Genomic DNA, 14,692 nt, shown 5'->3' with positions numbered 1-14,692 from the left:
AAAGTATAGGCAACGGCTTCGTGCATAAACACATATAGTTCTGGCTCATAAACACCCAGCACCTGTATATGCTCTAATAATGCACCCAGGCCTTTAGCTGCATAGATCAGCATTTCACGGGCGGCATGTAAATCAGCCGCATCGCCGGATAACTCTCCAGCTGCATTAACTCCAACTGTTTCGCCTTTTTTTACAAAAGCTGTTAGTTCAATACTGTCATATTGCCACTGAGCTTCAGCAGGCTCCTGCTCCTTGATATCAACGCCTTTAGTCTTTAACTGAAGTTTCCCAATTATTGAGTAGCTGAAGTACACAATGCTGGTGTATCGAGGTTTATTTTAGGTGGTTTTGCCATGTTTATAGCAAACCCCTACTTAATTCCCCTTAGGAAATAGCATTTGAAACGAATGAAAAGACTATTTTTTTCATATAGTTGTAGCATATTTTCAATTTTACCATAAATAATTATTGGGAAACTTCAGTTTTGATACACATTATACACTTACAGGCGCGCCATGCTACCTCACGAAATTCCGAGACTCCTGTCGCCATAATTCGTTCACCTACGCAGCGGATGGGAGATGCCCTGAACGCCCTGCGTCCGCAACGACTACGCACAAAAGCCGCTTCGTCATTACTACCTCACTGGCTGGACGGCTATTCGGAATGCAATTCTTGCTCCTCTCGCGTGCTGCTAGCACACGTCGAATCAGCGAATTGCCCTGTCGCCTATCACTCGATGTTCAAGTTTTTCCATCCCATTGCCATCAAACTCTTACCTTCACCCAGCAGAACAATACTTTAATGATGCTGTTGACCCTAAGCGCCCTAAATCTCTGCCAATCATATGTTTTCCTGATGGCATCAGTTGAAACACATCCTTTATTAATTCACCTAACTCTTTCAGCTTATCACCAGGATCTGGAAACTCTAGCAATGACGTGATGAACTCAAGCAGTACATCCATTTGAGACTTGCGCTGTAAGCTTCCTACGGTATACGCAGGTAGTTTGCTTTCAATGCGGGCTATTTGCTCTGGGTGAAGGAGAAGGCATCGGGGAGTCGCTATTTTTGCGAAAGCTTGTTTTGGGCATCCCAGCCCAAGCAAGCAGCAAAAACTTAACGCGACCACTTATGCCTCCGGCGGCCCCGATTCGTCCTCGCCACCTCGTCCCGACCCAACAAGGGGTCGGAACATAGGCTCCAAATGACTTGACGCCGTGTCGGATGGCCTTTTATTTTGTCTCCACCTTCGCTAACGCTCAGACTCCGAAAAAACAACGGCCCTACGGCTATCGCGGACTAAAAATCATCACTTCGCTTAGGCTACGTTTCCCTGATTTTCAGCGATGGTCAAACAAAAGACTCAGAATCAGGCCACGGCTTGACCCCTCTTCATCTAATTGTTTGGCCTCACGCCCCCATCCTTCATAAAGGTTCCAGTCCTCAAAGAAAACCTCAATCAGCCATCTCAACGTATAGGCTTGAATAATATCTTGTGTGCGCCAAGTCAGGTCTGTCGCCACTAAATAGCGGTAGTCGTTTTCACCGTCATATTTTAAGGCAATGACAAAGCGTTTTTTACTGTGAGAACTCACCTTTAATCGTGCACTGCTGACAGTCACTTTAAACTCTTTGCCGCCACGTACACGTATTATCTGATCAATGCCTTTGTTAATCGAATTAAAGTAGCTCTCGACTGACCTTATTCTACCTCTATATTCAATATTTTGGTTTTTACGTAATTGGCTAATCACCTGCGAGCCTCCAGATTCTTTAGCGGCTTCGTCCATAAAGGCTTTTTCACCATACAGCGCATCAGCCAGTACGCCTTTAATTTTAATCAGGCTATGCGCAACTTTAAACTCTTTTAATAAGCCTAATGCAATCTCTGTTTTGGTCGGGTAGGCACTGTCACGTTCAGGCTTAATAGGCCGATCTTTTCTTGCTATACCGCTCTTTTTCAACCGTTTATCTTCTTTATCCCACTGCTTTAAGGCTGGATCCGGCATATAAAAGAAAAAACCGACAGGCACTGTAATGGATGAGGTAACTAGCAGCAATAATACTATCGTTTGTCCATTAACATACCCGCCGGAGCCTTTGTGTTTCTGCTTGTAAACCTTATAAATACGTTTTGTAGACTTAGATCGTGCTCGGTCTGATTCATCAAAGGCCAACACACCTTCAGTAATGCCATAACGTTTTAAAATTAAGACCACACTCACCCGTAGCAACCAGTCCCAGGGTATACTTGCTTTACGAAACACCCAGGATAATGCGGCTACTTTGCAATCTCCAAGGCTTGCTCGCTCAAACTTAGCCCAGCAAACAGAGTTCATTAGCAGTATGCACGTTAAACAAGTGCCCAACCAAGCGGCTTGAATCCGTGTCAAAGCGGCTCCGGGTTTTAGCTGATTGAGCGCATCATTTAAATCGTCAATATAGCTTTGGATAAAGGTGGCTGGGGCATTCATTAACATGGGCTTACACCGATAAAATTACAACAACCTCAGAATACCTGATTTTACCTTCTCAATATCAAAAACTTGAACATCGAGTATCAGGGACTAAAAATCACCACTTCGCTAAGCTCCGTTTCCATGATTTTCAGCGTTTGAAATTTCGCCCCTGGCATCAATACCTGTAATTGCTTAATTTCAGTTAGTTCTATTTTTATAGGTGGCAGAGATTCCAGCAGCAAATATTCACGTTTTTCAGCACTGCTTATTATATCAACCGCCTTGCCGGTAATGGTTTGCTTATCATGCAATAGCAATTTTACCTGATAGCCATACAGGCAGGAAACTTCAATATAGTCATGTAACGCACATGAAATAGTACGGGCTTGCGGCATTTTCAGTTAGCTTACAGGGTTATTTATTCGGTACTTGATAGCCTTTGCAGGCGATGCTGATTCTTTGCATTTTTGTACCCAGTTTTAAAGCGGTTAGCTCTCCACCCCACAAACAGCCAGTGTCAATAGCATAGGTATTATTTGAGTGATGATAGCCCAATGCAGACCAGTGGCCAAAAATGATCTTCAGCTGCGCATTTTTTCTATTAGGTAAATCGAACCATGGCATTAAATGCTCAGGTTGGTCGCCCAGCTTGCCGCTATATTTAAAATCCAGGTGCCCGTTTTGATCACAAAAGCGCATGCGAGTAAAGCAGTTCACAATAAAGCGCAATTGAGCATAGCCCGTTAACTTATTGCTCCACAGCACAGGCTTATTTCCATGCATATGTTTAAAAAACGTGGTGTATTTATCCCCGCGTAACGCCTGCTCCACTTTTGCAGCCATTTTCTTTGCTGTGGCAAAGTCCCATTGCGGTGGCAAACCGGCATGTAACAAGCAAAAGTCATCATTGTAATGGAATAAAGGCTGGTGTCTTAGCCAGTCTAATAATTCGTTTTTATCCTTAGCATCCAGTATCGGAGTTAAAGTGTCTTTGGCTCGGATAGGCGAGTGTTTATAAGCAACCGCCAGTAAGTGTAGGTCGTGGTTTCCCAATACGCAAATAGCTGATTTACCAAGTGATTTAATAAAGCGCAGGGTTTCTAATGATTTTGGCCCGCGATTAACTAAATCGCCGACAAACCAGAGTTGATCCGATTTCTTATTAAAATCAATCTTGTCTAATAAGCGCAACAAGTCATCAAAGCACCCCTGCACATCGCCAATTGCGTATATAGCCATGTTTAGTGCAAAGTTCTGGGGATAGACAAAGTAAACCTGGGTATAGCTGCGGTAAAATTTTCTCCTGAATCGGAGCGCATAGTGTACTCTCCCTGCATCACCCCAACGGATGTTTCGATTAATGCCCCACTGGTGTAAGTAAAGGCCTCGCCCGGCTTTAGATAAGGTGTTTTACCGATTACCCCTGCTCCACGCACTTCTTCAACCTTGCCATTGGCATCGGTAATCAACCAGTGCCGACTGCATCAGTGTTCCCCTATCAATTGAGGCCGTGAAACTAACCTCGCCACAAGAGAGCTCATAAAGCACTGTAAAGACATTCCTGTTATTATTGCGTTTTGAACTGCCCGAATGGTATACGAGCTGATACGAGATATTCTTGCCTGGAAAAATAATGGATTCACAAAACGATCTCGTTTTTGAGCCTGTTGCTGCCTTATCTCCAGAGCCTCGCTATATTTTTTATCCGATGGATGAATCAATTCTGGCTGTTGTGTTTTTGAAATCTCTTCAAACACGCGCATTAAATTATAGCTCATTGCAGTCAGGCACATTTGATTTTCAAGTGAGCGGGTATTGGAAGACCAAGCTTTAGTTTCCTTGGAATTACTTTTAGTGTTATTGAATGTCTTTTCAGATGCTAATAACAGTGAACAAGATTGCAGCCATATATTCGGTCTCTAACAGAGGCTTTTTTGCCTCAGGACTCCTGATGAATCTATTCGCATACTTTTTGACCCTACCAGCCTAACGGTCTCGCAATGGACTCTCTGGGTTGCACGGGTTCTGTAAAAGTATCGGTCTGACCTGTTGTTGTCATCAATATTGGTTAACTTGCCTCCGCAATCTTGGTTACTCGGTTATCTCAGGGTTATCCACGCTTTGTCCACAGACGAAGAGCCCTCCTAGCTCGCAGTCGGTGGGCAAAGGGTGGGTAACCCTGCTTATGCACTCTAACTATGTCAGAGCTGCATCATATTCTTTATCCTGACTCGCCATCGCCCACAGTATTCGGGCATTTTCATTGGCCAGCGCAACGGCGGCTTTATTAAATCCACGCCGCTCAATGAGTGCTTGTAGCCATAGGCTTAATTTATCTTTTTTACCACTACAGTGCTTTAACACCGATCGTGCTCCATGAATTAACATCGTACGAATATAGCGGTTACCTCGCTTACTAATTCCTAAATAAACCTGATTATCACCACTGCTATGTTGTCTCGGAACAATCCCTAAGCTAGCTGCATAATCTCGGCTACTCTGATAGCTTTTACCTGTCCCTATGTCTGAGGCCAGGCGCGCCATGCTACCTCACAACATTCTGGGACTCCTGTCACCAACATTCATTCGCCTACGCAGCGAATGGGAGATGCCCTGGTCGCCCTGCGTCCGTCTCAACTACGCACAAAACCCTGCTCCGTTAAGACTACCTCAAATGGCTGGACGGCTATTCGGAATGCAATTCTTGCCTCCCTCGCGCGCTACTAGCGCACTTCGGATCAGCGAATTGCCCTGTCGCCTACCAGGGACTAAAAATCATCACTCCGCTTAGGCTCCGTTTCCCTGATTTTAAGCGAATGATGGTGTGCTGTTATTGCCCCAATACCTGGCACATCAAGAAAACGCTGGCTTAACTGATTGCTATTACATAGCCGGCTAATACGTCTGTCCTGTTGTTTAATCTCTTCATCTAGTGCAACTAGTTTTTCATATTGCTCAGCAAACATTTCCCGACTTAAATCAGTCAAATCATTGTCGCTATCTTCTAAAATCAACGGTAATTCTACTCTTACTTTCTTTATACCTTTAGGAATAACAATGCCTCTTTCACTGAGTAGCCCTCGCACTTGATTAACCAGCGCAGTACGTTTGCCAACAAGGCCTTCACGTATTCTATGAACAAGTTGAATGTCTTGCTGTTCAATCGTTTTTATCGACACTGTGCGCTTATTTGGACGGGTAACCGCATCAAATATAGCAGCGGCATCATTAAAGTCATTTTTGTTCCCCACCACAAAACCCTTTACATAACGGGCATTAAGAAAAATGACTTCATGCCCTTGTCAGGCGCGCCATGCTACCTCACGAAATTCCGGGACTCCTGTCGCCATAATTCGCTCACCTACGCAGCGGATGGGAGATGCCCTGAACGCCCTGCGTCCGCAACGACTACGCACAAAAGCCGCTTCGTCATTACTACCTCACTGGCTGGACGGCTATTCGGAATGCAATTCTTGCTCCTCTCGCGTGCTGCTAGCACACGTCGAATCAGCGAATTGCCCTGTCGCCTATCAGGGACTAAAAATCACCACTTCGCTAAGCTCCGTTTCCATGATTTTCAGCGTTAGCTGAAGTTTCCCAATAATTATTTATGGTAAAATTGAAACTATGCTGCAACTATATGAAAAAAATAGTCTTTTCATTCGTTTCAAATGCTATTGCCTAAGGGGAATTAAGTAGGGGTTTGCTATAAACATGGCAAAACCACCTAAAATAAACCTCGATACACCAGCATTGTGTATTTCAGCTACTCAATAATTGGGAAACTTCAGTTGTTTAGTTAACTCTCTTGCCCAGTGATGAGCTCCGCCACAGGCTTCTATTCCAATTAAGCTCACTGGATAATTTGCAAAAAATATTAAAAGCTCAGCTCGTTTTAGCTTTTTCTTAACAGGTTGTGATTTTTTTTCATCAAATGTATACATGTGAAAAATATTTTTTGCTATATCCAATCCAATTACGCTATTATTCATGTCGGGCTCCTCTTTGCTCCGTTATTACTCTTAGGTGCATTATACACTGTTGGTGGGAGAGGAGTACATATCATCAGCCTACAGTCTACCTCATTGAAATTTAAGAAATAATCTCTTAAGTAAGCAGTATTAGACTAAGGGGGAGGTTAGTCATCCTCTGCATGTCGATAATGTAGGGCGGAAACCTGTTCGGAGAGAAAGCCCATTAAGAAGGTAATGACCGAGGTGTTGAGCAAGAGTGCGCTCATATTGGTAAACCGGTGCTGTGTGGTGAATGTATAACCATAATACCCCATGCCGAGTAAGAACAGGGTAATGCTGACTGGCAGGAATAAGCGCATCGGGGAAAATAATGAACCGATACGCAGAATGATAATAAAGAAGCGAGTGCCGTCTCTGAATATGCGTATATGGCTTTTCCCTTTACGCTGTCCGGCATGTATTGGCACATAGGCTACCGGAAATCCCGAGCGAAAAAAAGCCATGGTACTGGTGGTCGGGTAGGAAAAGCCGTTGGGTAACAGGTAGAGGAATTTCTTGAATTTATCTTTTTTAACAGCACGAAATCCTGATGTCAGGTCATCAATTTTGTGCCCGGTCATGATGCTTGCAAAACGATTATAAAAGGCATTGCCAATACGCCTGAATAGCGACGCCTGAGATTTTGCATTTCTGGCTCCGACAACCATGTCATAGCCTTCGTCCATTTTTTGCAGAAACATGGGAATATCGACTGGATTATGCTGACCATCACCATCCATAAATATGATCACATCGCCTGTTGCATTTCTGGCGCCGGTTTTAATCGCTGCGCCGTTACCCTGGCAGTACGGGTGGGTGATGACTTTTGCGCCCGCCTGTCGCGCTAATTCAGCCGTATTATCAGTAGAGCCATCGTTAATAACTAATATTTCCATCAGTGTTCCCCTATCAATTGAGGCCGTGAAACTAACCTCGCCACAAGAGAGCTCATAAAGCACTGTAAAGACATTCCTGTTATTATTGCGTTTTGAACTGCCCGAATGGTATACGAGCTGATACGAGATATTCTTGCCTGGAAAAATAATGGATTCACAAAACGATCTCGTTTTTGAGCCTGTTGCTGCCTTATCTCCAGAGCCTCGCTATATTTTTTATCCGATGGATGAATCAATTCTGGCTGTTGTGTTTTTGAAATCTCTTCAAATACGCGCATTAAATTATAGCTCATTGCAGTCAGGCGCATTTGATTTTCAAGTGAGCGGGTATTGGAAGACCAAGCTTTAGTTTCCTTGAAATTACTTTTAGTGTTATTGAATGTCTTTTCAATCGTCCATCGCTTGAAATACAGCATGGCAATGGTTCCAGGGTTAATAGTCATTGGCAAGGTTGTCACAAACCGGTGAAGTTTTCCGGTTTCTGGATCACGGTAATCCACCACGTTAAATTTGATGCCCTTGTTTTCGTACACACTGTATGCTTCAACCCCTGTATTGATCTCATGGCGGGAGTCAAAAGGGATAGACTCAACCAGAGTCGCAATTGAATTTTCTTTTAGCATTGAAATCATGTAATTAGCATGTCGTTTCTGCCGATCCCACCAGACAAAGTCGGTGACGGCTTTATCGTAGACATAGAGATGTTTCTGAGAGCTGTTATTTCCCTTGTTTTGCTTTTCAATATGATCTCGTAACACAGGTATTTCTTGATGCCTCTGAGTTCCGTTTGTCACCAGACAAAGAAATCTGAGCAACCCACTTCTGAGATTCAACGCGTAAATCCCCCCGGCCGCATAAACTTTCCCCTTGCTGTTTTTTTCAGTATGGCAGGCATGATCAATAAAATGTCCATCCGCTGCTTCTATGGTGTATTCGTCAAGTTCTGGGAATGCTTTAAGATAATCAATGCCTTGCGATAGCAGTGTTTCAGAGTGAAGATGGTAGCTCTGCTGTTCAAATGCCTCAAGCATACTTGTTCGTCTATGCGACTTCAGTGATTTAAAATACGTTGAGTGGGGAAGCAGCTGGCCATAAATCTGTTCATTGGTTTGGAGGAAATGGCGACCACTATCGACTACACTGATACAGCGTAATAACCCAAGGCGAATAAAGTCGATATCCTTCAACTCTGGGCATGAACGAGCCCACAAAGGATGACGCTCTGCTAACAGGGCACGTTCCATACTTTCATTGCAGTGTTGGTGAATATGTTCAGAGAGTGGTAGGTCTTTAAGCATGGGTGATATCCGTTTATGAGGTGATTAAAACGGAAATTTTTAGAAAAATTTTTTCGGCAATTGCAAGCTTTATTTGAAATTATTTGTTGTTTTTTTACGGTGCCTACAGAGTGTCTATTTGCTGTTATAAGTGATTAAAATCAAAAAGATGGAAATATTCGAGTGGTGCTACCTTCAGGTAGGTTATAGGCTGCTTTGTTTAGGTACTTCTTCTTTCAATGGGAACACTGATGAATATTTCCGCATTAAGTTTCTGCGCTTGTATGTTCTGTAATACAGCGGTGATATTTTTTGCTTCGTTTTTTGCAGGAAGTACGATTGAAAGTTTCATTAATTATTTATAGCTCAGAGTAAAAGCTGCTGTGCGATGTGCAGAATTGTTAGAGTTAGGTTATACATTCAGGCCGGTATGCAGTATATCTCATCAGTGTTCCCATTGAAAGAAGAAGTACCTAAACAAAGCAGCCTATAACCTATCTGAAGGTAGCACCACTCGAATATTTCCATCTTTTTGATTTTAATCACTTATAACAGCAAATAGACACTCTGTAGGCACCGTAAAAAAACAACAAATAATTTCAAATAAAGCTTGCAATTGCCGAAAAAAATTTTCTAAAAATTTCCGTTTTAATCACTTCATAAACGGATATCACCCATGCTTAAAGACCTACCACTCTCTGAACATATTCACCAACACTGCAATGAAAGTATGGAACGTGCCCTGTTAGCAGAGCGTCATCCTTTGTGGGCTCGTTCATGCCCAGAGTTGAAGGATATCGACTTTATTCGCCTTGGGTTATTACGCTGTATCAGTGTAGTCGATAGTGGTCGCCATTTCCTCCAAACCAATGAACAGATTTATGGCCAGCTGCTTCCCCACTCAACGTATTTTAAATCACTGAAGTCGCATAGACGAACAAGTATGCTTGAGACATTTGAACAGCAGAGCTATCATCTTCACTCTGAAACACTGCTATCGCAAGGCATTGATTATCTTAACCCATCTTCGTCACTATTGATGATGTAGTTGTTATAAATCAATTGGTTGAAATTTTAAAAAGTAGCCAGTTGGCACTACAGATTTTGTGTTTTTGTATAAAACGTTGGATTTTTTAGAGTATTTTTGTCGCATGTAAATTACACTCAAATAATGATGATTTTTTTGACAAAAGTCAATGAATTTATCGACAAAAATAATATAAATGGCACTACAAACGCTGTCAGCCCCGGACGGGCTGATAGTCTCCAGAAGGCGCAGGGAAATTTGCCAATCCGAAGTGCGCGATAGCGCGCGAGGGAGGCTAAAATTTTATCCCGAATAGCCGTAGAGCCATTTGTGGTAGCCATGACTGAGCTGCTTTGTGCTCAGTCTGTGGCGGACGCAGGGCGGCTGGAGCATCTCCTATTCGCTGCGTAGGTGAACGAATTACGGCGACAGGAGTCCCGGAATTTCGTGAGGTAGCATGGCGCGCCTGACTTTCAAAAAAAACACCATTGATTTTAAAGAGAATTTTTCGACAAAAAATCGCTTAAACCGATGAATCAATGGCTTAGAAAGATGAAAGTGACGAAGATGGGTTAAAGCATTCCCGGAACTTGACGAATACACCATAGAAGCGGCGGATGGACATTTTATTGATCATGCCTGCCATACTGAAAAAAACAGCAAGGGGAAAGTTTATGCGGCCGGGGGGATTTACGCGTTGAATCTCAGAAGTGGGTTGCTCAGATTTCTTTGTCTGGTGACAAACGGAACTCAGAGGCATCAAGAAATACCTGTGTTACGAGATCATATTGAAAAGCAAAACAAGGGAAATAACAGCTCTCAGAAACATCTCTATGTCTACGATAAAGCCGTCACCGACTTTGTCTGGTGGGATCGGCAGAAACGACATGCTAATTGCATGATTTCAATGCTAAAAGAGAATTCAATTGCGACTCTGGTTGAGTCTATCCCTTTTGACTCCCGCCATGAGATCAATACAGGGGTTGAAGCATACAGTGTGTACGGAAACAAGGGCATCAAATTTAACGTGGTGGATTACCGTGACCCAGAAACCGGAAAACTTCACCGGTTTGTGACAACCTTGCCAATGACTATTAACCCTGGAACCATTGCCATGCTGTATTTCAAGCGATGGACGATTGAAAAGACATTCAATAACACTAAAAGTAATTTCAAGGAAACTAAAGCTTGGTCTTCCAATACCCGCTCACTTGAAAATCAAATGCGCCTGACTGCAATGAGCTATAATTTAATGCGCGTGTTTGAAGAGATTTCAAAAACACAACAGCCAGAATTGATTCATCCATCGGATAAAAAATATAGCGAGGCTCTGGAGATTAGGCAGCAACAGGCTCAAAAACGAGATCGTTTTGTGAATCCATTATTTTTCCAGGCAAGAATATCTCGTATCAGCTCGTATACCATTCGGGCAGTTCAAAACGCAATAATAACAGGAATGTCTTTACAGTGCTTTATGAGCTCTCTTGTGGCGAGGTTAGTTTCACAGCCTCAATTGATAGGGGAACACTGATGGCGATAGTAGCGATATGGAAATAATCGCGCGTGGCATTCGTAATACGGTAGGGTTTGACTGGCATCCGGTGACAAAAACTTTATATTTTACTGAAAATGGACGAGACTGGTTAGGCGATGATATTCCACCAGACGAACTAAATAAGTGGACCAAAAAAGGCCAGCATTTTGGCTATCCCTATTGTCATGGCGGTGAGCTTCTGGATCCAGAATTTGGTAAAGGCAAGCACTGTAAAGACTATACAACTCCTAAATGGAAGGTAACTACTCAGCGAAGCTGAGTAGTTCAATGAAATTATAAAGAAAATTCAGGTAACTTTCCCTCAAAGACCAAGGTCATTGCCTGAGTTGCACTTAGACCTTGTTTACGGCACGTTGATAAATACCCTCTGACACGACAAAATATCTCTGCACCCTTGGTACTACGAAAGCAGCCGGATATTTTCTGTTGAACCTTGGTCATCCGAATCGAATTTTCTGCGGCATTATTGGTAAATGGCACCCAGGTATTTGTCATGAAGCGCAAGACATCCTCTTCATAATTAATCAGCCTTTCCAGTAAGTTTCTAGCTTTACTGCGTTTTATTCGCTCCCGTTTTACTTCTTTAGGCTTATCGGGTGGTGGGCATTCGATCTCCGCTTTGCCAAGTAATTCTCTGTATTGTACCTTCCATTTTTCTGCTTCTTTATGTAGTAGCATGCCACCTGCTTCATTGACGGCATCATTCATTTTTTCAAGTAGTCGTTTCATTTCAAGCGCCCACTCCTGTTTATCCTGCTCCCAGGCGCGCGTTAATTCCCTCAAATGATGTGCATTACAAAGCGAATGAGTACAATCATATTTATAGTAGGGCTTCCAATGATCATGACATAAAATCCCATGAAAATGGGGTAAAATACCAATGTCATTCATTGCCTCTGTGCCACGTTTGGCATGGGGAAAGAAGTGTGTCCACTGAACAGCGGGGAGTCGCTATTTTTGCGAAAGCTTGTTTTGGGCATCCCAGCCCAAGCAAGCGGCAAAAACTTAACGCGACCACTAATGCCTTCGGCGCCCCAGACGTCCTGCGTACGTGCCACTTCGCCATTACCATCGTAAACTCGGTGCTGGCTTCGTAACACTCCCTCAAATGACTGGACGGCGTTTCGGAATGCCTTTTATTTTGTCTACACCTACGCTAGCGCTACGATTCCGACAAAACAACGGCTCTACGCCTTCTGGGGACTACCAGCCCTCGCTTTCGCTCTCCATGGCTGGCAGCGTTGGAGGCCCCATGTAGCCAATGGCGCTTACCATTAATATTAATGCCTGTTTCATCCGCATGAATGCACGCTGATTCGACTAAGTGTTCTTTACTGATAGTTTCAAACCCAGCCAACTTCTCATAGGCCAGTTCATTGAAATTATAGATAGAGCCTTCACTAATCGGCATACCTAATTGATCAGCGAAATACTCCTGTATTCGGTTGTAGGGCAATAACTGATATTGCGAAAGATAAACCACATGGGCTTTTATCCCATTACCATATTGCGCAGCCTTAGTAACCTCATCTGGAAAAGGAGCGATAAAACACTGACCTTTTCCATTTATCAACCGTTGCGCCTGGTATTCTGTCACTACCCTTGAGATATCAATATCGAATACCTGGCGTGTTTCAAAGCCATCTGCCGTGTATCGCCCTTTTGGCAAGGTACGGCGATCAATGGTAATGATCTCGATTTCATCCGAGTCATCTATTTTTTGAAGTGTCGTGCCGACATGCGATTTTTGTCCGCCAGAAGGCTTATCTGATTTTTTTCGATTCCCTTTTTTACGGTTGGGATCACTTGCAGGTGGTTTACTGCTATTTTTGCTGTTCAGTGTCACTCGATTGAGTAATACCGTGACTAATAATAGAATCACTTCCAGTGCTGATTTTAGCGCAGGCGATATATCACGCTCAGTTTCAAGTAACTGTTTGGCATGACTGATTGCGGAATCAACATCGATGAAGTCTATTTTCAAAAGGTAACCTGTATTGCTTTAAGGACAGGCTTATTATCTCATGGGTTTTAAATCCCGAATTTTCCTTGTTTTAAGCGATTGTAAGGCGAATAAAAAAGTTCTTCGAGGTCGTAGATGTTTAAGGGGACATTTTGTGATGACTATAGCGATAGAAGCAATAAAGCGTGGATTAATCGACTGTTGGGCAGTTTACTAAAAATCACAAAAACCAGACTAAAACCCTGTCAAGAACTTTTTTAATTATTCAGGCGCGCCATGCTACCTCACAACATTCTGGGACTCCTGTCACCAACATTCATTCGCCTACGCAGCGAATGGGAGATGCCCTAGTCGCCCTGCTTCCGTCTCAACTACTCAACTACGCACAAAACCCTGCTCAGTTAAGTCTACCTCAAATGGCTGGACGGCTATTCGGAATGCAATTCTTGCCTCCCTCGCGCGCTACTAGCGCACTTCGGATCAGCGAATTGCCCTGTCGCCTACCAGAGACTAAAAATCATCACTCCGCTTAGCCCATCTTCGTCACTATTGATGATGTAGTTGTTATAAATCAATTGGTTGAAATTTTAAAAAGTAGCCAGTTGGCACTACAGATTTTGTGTTTTTGTATAAAACGTTGGATTTTTTAGAGTATTTTTGTCGCATGTAAATTACACTCAAATAATGATGATTTTTTTGACAAAAGTCAATGAATTTATCGACAAAAATAATATAAATGGCACTACAAAACTTTCAAAAAAAACACCATTGATTTTAAAGAGAATTTTTCGACAAAAAATCGCTTAAACCGATGAATCAATGGCTTAGAAAGATGAAAGTGACGAAGATGGGTTAAGCGTACGCTGAGTAGTTACAATGGAAGTTCCAGGCGCGCCATGCTACCTCACGAAATTCCGGGACTCCTGTCGCCATAATTCGTTCACCTACGCAGCGGATGGGAGATGCCCTGAACGCCCTGCGTCCGCAACGACTACGCACAAAAGCCGCTTCGTCATTACTACCTCACTGGCTGGACGGCTATTCGGAATGCAATTCTTGCTCCTCTCGCGTGCTGCTAGCACACGTCGAATCAGCGAATTGCCCTGTCGCCTATCAGGGACTAAAAATCACCACTTCGCTAAGCTACGTTTCCATGATTTTCAGCGAATGCCCATATGGCACCTTTAGGCATACGCTTTTATCGTGGTCAGCAATTTCCTGAAATCTATCAGCAACAGCTCCTTGTTGCTCAACATGGCTCGTGGAACAGGACTATACCCCATGGATATCGGATTGCCCTGTTGACATTCAAATGGGGCAAGGTTGTTTCTGAGCAGGTTTTTGCCGAGGGCTGGCTGGGTGAAAATGGCAAGGCAATAGGTCGCCCAGTAGATATACTTGAATTAGACGATGGTAGCTTATTAGTATCGGATGACCTTGCAGGTGTTATCTATAAAATCACTTATCACGGCTTGTAGGGCGTGGCTTTAGCCCGCCTT

25 protein-coding genes and 3 pseudogenes are annotated in these 14,692 nt (G+C 43.3%); 11 read left to right on the top strand and 17 right to left on the bottom strand.

Features of this window, described 5'->3' with window-relative positions:
- Both K6984_RS18725 and K6984_RS18720 read right to left on the bottom strand, forming a co-directional pair.
- Window positions 1–314: pseudogene (locus tag K6984_RS18725) on the bottom strand (hypothetical protein); the annotation flags it as partial.
- A 151-nt stretch (window positions 315–465) separates the two neighbouring features.
- Window positions 466–618, bottom strand: a complete 153-nt coding sequence (locus tag K6984_RS18720) for a hypothetical protein (RefSeq protein WP_221896887.1) — start codon at window positions 616–618, stop codon at window positions 466–468.
- Between K6984_RS18720 and K6984_RS18715 the strand changes: the two genes are divergently transcribed.
- Window positions 575–805 (top strand): hypothetical protein, encoded by a 231-nt coding sequence (locus K6984_RS18715; RefSeq protein WP_221894506.1) that lies wholly within the window; start codon window positions 575–577, stop codon window positions 803–805. The genes K6984_RS18720 and K6984_RS18715 overlap by 44 nt on opposite strands.
- Here K6984_RS18715 and K6984_RS18710 read toward each other — a convergent pair.
- The gene (locus tag K6984_RS18710; RefSeq protein WP_221896886.1) at window positions 782–1,108 is read right to left on the bottom strand and encodes a hypothetical protein; all 327 of its coding nucleotides are present in this window, start codon (window positions 1,106–1,108) and stop codon (window positions 782–784) included. The genes K6984_RS18715 and K6984_RS18710 overlap by 24 nt on opposite strands.
- Here K6984_RS18710 and K6984_RS34180 point away from each other — a divergent pair.
- Window positions 1,072–1,200 (top strand): hypothetical protein, encoded by a 129-nt coding sequence (locus tag K6984_RS34180; protein WP_263458596.1) that lies wholly within the window; start codon window positions 1,072–1,074, stop codon window positions 1,198–1,200. The genes K6984_RS18710 and K6984_RS34180 overlap by 37 nt on opposite strands.
- Before the next feature lie 27 nt (window positions 1,201–1,227).
- A complete protein-coding gene (locus K6984_RS18705) occupies window positions 1,228–1,434 on the top strand; it encodes a hypothetical protein (protein ID WP_221896885.1) in 207 nt (68 codons plus the stop codon).
- On the opposite strand, the gene K6984_RS18700 is transcribed toward K6984_RS18705, so the two are convergent.
- The 6 genes and pseudogenes from K6984_RS18700 to K6984_RS18675 form a co-directional block, all read right to left on the bottom strand.
- Window positions 1,344–2,483, bottom strand: a complete 1,140-nt coding sequence (locus K6984_RS18700) for a transposase (protein ID WP_221896884.1) — start codon at window positions 2,481–2,483, stop codon at window positions 1,344–1,346. The genes K6984_RS18705 and K6984_RS18700 overlap by 91 nt on opposite strands.
- 80 nt (window positions 2,484–2,563) lie before the next feature.
- A complete protein-coding gene (locus tag K6984_RS18695) occupies window positions 2,564–2,857 on the bottom strand; it encodes a Rho-binding antiterminator (RefSeq protein ID WP_221896883.1) in 294 nt (97 codons plus the stop codon).
- Window positions 2,858–2,876: 19 nt separating this feature from the next.
- Window positions 2,877–3,701 (bottom strand): symmetrical bis(5'-nucleosyl)-tetraphosphatase, encoded by an 825-nt coding sequence (locus K6984_RS18690; protein ID WP_221896882.1) that lies wholly within the window; start codon window positions 3,699–3,701, stop codon window positions 2,877–2,879.
- 2 nt (window positions 3,702–3,703) lie between these two features.
- Window positions 3,704–3,943: pseudogene (apaG, locus tag K6984_RS18685) on the bottom strand (Co2+/Mg2+ efflux protein ApaG); the annotation flags it as partial.
- Between the two features lie 3 nt (window positions 3,944–3,946).
- Window positions 3,947–4,255 carry a hypothetical protein gene (locus K6984_RS18680; RefSeq protein ID WP_221896880.1) on the bottom strand — a complete coding sequence of 103 codons (309 nt, stop codon included), beginning with the start codon at window positions 4,253–4,255 and terminating at the stop codon, window positions 3,947–3,949.
- A 403-nt stretch (window positions 4,256–4,658) separates the two neighbouring features.
- Window positions 4,659–5,006, bottom strand: a complete 348-nt coding sequence (locus tag K6984_RS18675; RefSeq protein WP_420831687.1) for a transposase — start codon at window positions 5,004–5,006, stop codon at window positions 4,659–4,661.
- A gap of 57 nt (window positions 5,007–5,063) precedes the next feature.
- Between K6984_RS18675 and K6984_RS34175 the strand changes: the two genes are divergently transcribed.
- On the top strand, window positions 5,064–5,189 hold the full coding sequence (locus tag K6984_RS34175) for a hypothetical protein (RefSeq protein ID WP_263458613.1): 126 nt from the start codon (window positions 5,064–5,066) through the stop codon (window positions 5,187–5,189).
- A gap of 41 nt (window positions 5,190–5,230) precedes the next feature.
- On the opposite strand, the gene K6984_RS18670 is transcribed toward K6984_RS34175, so the two are convergent.
- Window positions 5,231–5,749: an IS110 family transposase gene (locus K6984_RS18670; protein ID WP_263458804.1), complete on the bottom strand. Its 519-nt coding sequence runs from the start codon at window positions 5,747–5,749 to the stop codon at window positions 5,231–5,233.
- A gap of 85 nt (window positions 5,750–5,834) precedes the next feature.
- On the opposite strand from K6984_RS18670, the gene K6984_RS18665 reads away from it, so the two are divergent.
- The gene (locus K6984_RS18665) at window positions 5,835–6,053 is read left to right on the top strand and encodes a hypothetical protein (protein WP_221896879.1); all 219 of its coding nucleotides are present in this window, start codon (window positions 5,835–5,837) and stop codon (window positions 6,051–6,053) included.
- Between the two features lie 179 nt (window positions 6,054–6,232).
- Here K6984_RS18665 and K6984_RS18660 read toward each other — a convergent pair whose 3' ends face one another.
- The 3 genes from K6984_RS18660 to K6984_RS18650 all read right to left on the bottom strand — a co-directional run bounded on the left by K6984_RS18660 (window position 6,233) and on the right by K6984_RS18650 (window position 8,669).
- The gene (locus tag K6984_RS18660) at window positions 6,233–6,454 is read right to left on the bottom strand and encodes a hypothetical protein (protein WP_221894859.1); all 222 of its coding nucleotides are present in this window, start codon (window positions 6,452–6,454) and stop codon (window positions 6,233–6,235) included.
- 146 nt (window positions 6,455–6,600) lie between these two features.
- Window positions 6,601–7,371, bottom strand: coding sequence for a glycosyltransferase family 2 protein (locus tag K6984_RS18655; protein ID WP_221896878.1), 771 nt, complete (start codon window positions 7,369–7,371; stop codon window positions 6,601–6,603).
- A complete protein-coding gene (locus tag K6984_RS18650; RefSeq protein WP_221894003.1) occupies window positions 7,371–8,669 on the bottom strand; it encodes a transposase in 1,299 nt (432 codons plus the stop codon). The genes K6984_RS18655 and K6984_RS18650 overlap by 1 nt, the downstream gene beginning before the upstream one ends.
- A gap of 655 nt (window positions 8,670–9,324) precedes the next feature.
- Between K6984_RS18650 and K6984_RS18645 the strand changes: the two genes are divergently transcribed.
- Window positions 9,325–9,696 (top strand): hypothetical protein, encoded by a 372-nt coding sequence (locus tag K6984_RS18645; protein WP_221896877.1) that lies wholly within the window; start codon window positions 9,325–9,327, stop codon window positions 9,694–9,696.
- 116 nt (window positions 9,697–9,812) lie between these two features.
- On the opposite strand, the gene K6984_RS18640 is transcribed toward K6984_RS18645, so the two are convergent.
- The gene (locus K6984_RS18640) at window positions 9,813–10,016 is read right to left on the bottom strand and encodes a hypothetical protein (protein WP_221896876.1); all 204 of its coding nucleotides are present in this window, start codon (window positions 10,014–10,016) and stop codon (window positions 9,813–9,815) included.
- Between the two features lie 263 nt (window positions 10,017–10,279).
- On the opposite strand from K6984_RS18640, the gene K6984_RS18635 reads away from it, so the two are divergent.
- Window positions 10,280–11,206, top strand: coding sequence for a transposase (locus tag K6984_RS18635; RefSeq protein WP_338024554.1), 927 nt, complete (start codon window positions 10,280–10,282; stop codon window positions 11,204–11,206).
- A 16-nt stretch (window positions 11,207–11,222) separates the two neighbouring features.
- Window positions 11,223–11,489, top strand: coding sequence for a PQQ-dependent sugar dehydrogenase (locus K6984_RS18630; protein WP_221896874.1), 267 nt, complete (start codon window positions 11,223–11,225; stop codon window positions 11,487–11,489).
- Window positions 11,490–11,503: 14 nt separating this feature from the next.
- On the opposite strand, the pseudogene K6984_RS18625 reads toward K6984_RS18630, so the two are convergent.
- Both K6984_RS18625 and K6984_RS18620 read right to left on the bottom strand, forming a co-directional pair.
- A pseudogene (locus K6984_RS18625) lies at window positions 11,504–12,160 on the bottom strand (IS66 family transposase); the annotation flags it as partial.
- 232 nt (window positions 12,161–12,392) lie between these two features.
- Entirely contained in the window at window positions 12,393–13,214 is an 822-nt protein-coding gene (locus tag K6984_RS18620) for an IS66 family transposase (RefSeq protein WP_221896873.1), read from the bottom strand.
- A 314-nt stretch (window positions 13,215–13,528) separates the two neighbouring features.
- Here K6984_RS18620 and K6984_RS18615 point away from each other — a divergent pair, with 314 nt between their 5' ends.
- Window positions 13,529–13,726, top strand: coding sequence for a hypothetical protein (locus tag K6984_RS18615; protein ID WP_221896524.1), 198 nt, complete (start codon window positions 13,529–13,531; stop codon window positions 13,724–13,726).
- Window positions 13,727–14,045: 319 nt separating this feature from the next.
- Here the strand turns inward: K6984_RS18615 and K6984_RS18610 are convergent, their stop codons facing one another.
- Window positions 14,046–14,192 (bottom strand): hypothetical protein, encoded by a 147-nt coding sequence (locus K6984_RS18610; RefSeq protein ID WP_221896872.1) that lies wholly within the window; start codon window positions 14,190–14,192, stop codon window positions 14,046–14,048.
- Here K6984_RS18610 and K6984_RS18605 point away from each other — a divergent pair.
- Together K6984_RS18605 and K6984_RS18600 are read left to right on the top strand one after the other, a co-directional pair.
- Window positions 14,149–14,415: a hypothetical protein gene (locus K6984_RS18605; RefSeq protein WP_221896871.1), complete on the top strand. Its 267-nt coding sequence runs from the start codon at window positions 14,149–14,151 to the stop codon at window positions 14,413–14,415. The genes K6984_RS18610 and K6984_RS18605 overlap by 44 nt on opposite strands.
- Complete coding sequence (locus K6984_RS18600; RefSeq protein ID WP_221896870.1) at window positions 14,369–14,671, top strand: PQQ-dependent sugar dehydrogenase; 303 nt, start codon at window positions 14,369–14,371, stop codon at window positions 14,669–14,671. The genes K6984_RS18605 and K6984_RS18600 overlap by 47 nt, the downstream gene beginning before the upstream one ends.
- Window positions 14,672–14,692: the final 21 nt, after the last annotated feature.

This window comes from Bathymodiolus japonicus methanotrophic gill symbiont (assembly GCF_019721995.1).
In the GTDB taxonomy this organism is placed as follows: Bacteria; Pseudomonadota; Gammaproteobacteria; order Methylococcales; family Methylomonadaceae; genus Methyloprofundus.
The sequence above is the reverse complement of the archived record's forward strand: the minus strand, read 5'-3'. Positions and strand labels throughout refer to the sequence as shown.

Coding starts and splice junctions, on each gene's coding strand:
- K6984_RS18715 (WP_221894506.1), top strand. CDS start 575: ATGGGAGATGCCCTGAACGCCCTGCGTCCGCAACGACTACGCACAAAA.
- K6984_RS18705 (WP_221896885.1), top strand. CDS start 1,228: ATGGCCTTTTATTTTGTCTCCACCTTCGCTAACGCTCAGACTCCGAAA.
- K6984_RS18700 (WP_221896884.1), bottom strand. CDS start 2,483: ATGTTAATGAATGCCCCAGCCACCTTTATCCAAAGCTATATTGACGAT.
- K6984_RS18695 (WP_221896883.1), bottom strand. CDS start 2,857: ATGCCGCAAGCCCGTACTATTTCATGTGCGTTACATGACTATATTGAA.
- K6984_RS18690 (WP_221896882.1), bottom strand. CDS start 3,701: ATGGCTATATACGCAATTGGCGATGTGCAGGGGTGCTTTGATGACTTG.
- K6984_RS18680 (WP_221896880.1), bottom strand. CDS start 4,255: ATGTGCCTGACTGCAATGAGCTATAATTTAATGCGCGTGTTTGAAGAG.
- K6984_RS18675 (WP_420831687.1), bottom strand. CDS start 5,006: ATGGCGCGCCTGGCCTCAGACATAGGGACAGGTAAAAGCTATCAGAGT.
- K6984_RS34175 (WP_263458613.1), top strand. CDS start 5,064: ATGGGAGATGCCCTGGTCGCCCTGCGTCCGTCTCAACTACGCACAAAA.
- K6984_RS18665 (WP_221896879.1), top strand. CDS start 5,835: ATGGGAGATGCCCTGAACGCCCTGCGTCCGCAACGACTACGCACAAAA.
- K6984_RS18660 (WP_221894859.1), bottom strand. CDS start 6,454: ATGAATAATAGCGTAATTGGATTGGATATAGCAAAAAATATTTTTCAC.
- K6984_RS18655 (WP_221896878.1), bottom strand. CDS start 7,371: ATGGAAATATTAGTTATTAACGATGGCTCTACTGATAATACGGCTGAA.
- K6984_RS18650 (WP_221894003.1), bottom strand. CDS start 8,669: ATGCTTAAAGACCTACCACTCTCTGAACATATTCACCAACACTGCAAT.
- K6984_RS18645 (WP_221896877.1), top strand. CDS start 9,325: ATGCTTAAAGACCTACCACTCTCTGAACATATTCACCAACACTGCAAT.
- K6984_RS18640 (WP_221896876.1), bottom strand. CDS start 10,016: ATGGCTACCACAAATGGCTCTACGGCTATTCGGGATAAAATTTTAGCC.
- K6984_RS18630 (WP_221896874.1), top strand. CDS start 11,223: ATGGAAATAATCGCGCGTGGCATTCGTAATACGGTAGGGTTTGACTGG.
- K6984_RS18615 (WP_221896524.1), top strand. CDS start 13,529: ATGGGAGATGCCCTAGTCGCCCTGCTTCCGTCTCAACTACTCAACTAC.
- K6984_RS18605 (WP_221896871.1), top strand. CDS start 14,149: ATGGGAGATGCCCTGAACGCCCTGCGTCCGCAACGACTACGCACAAAA.
- K6984_RS18600 (WP_221896870.1), top strand. CDS start 14,369: ATGGCACCTTTAGGCATACGCTTTTATCGTGGTCAGCAATTTCCTGAA.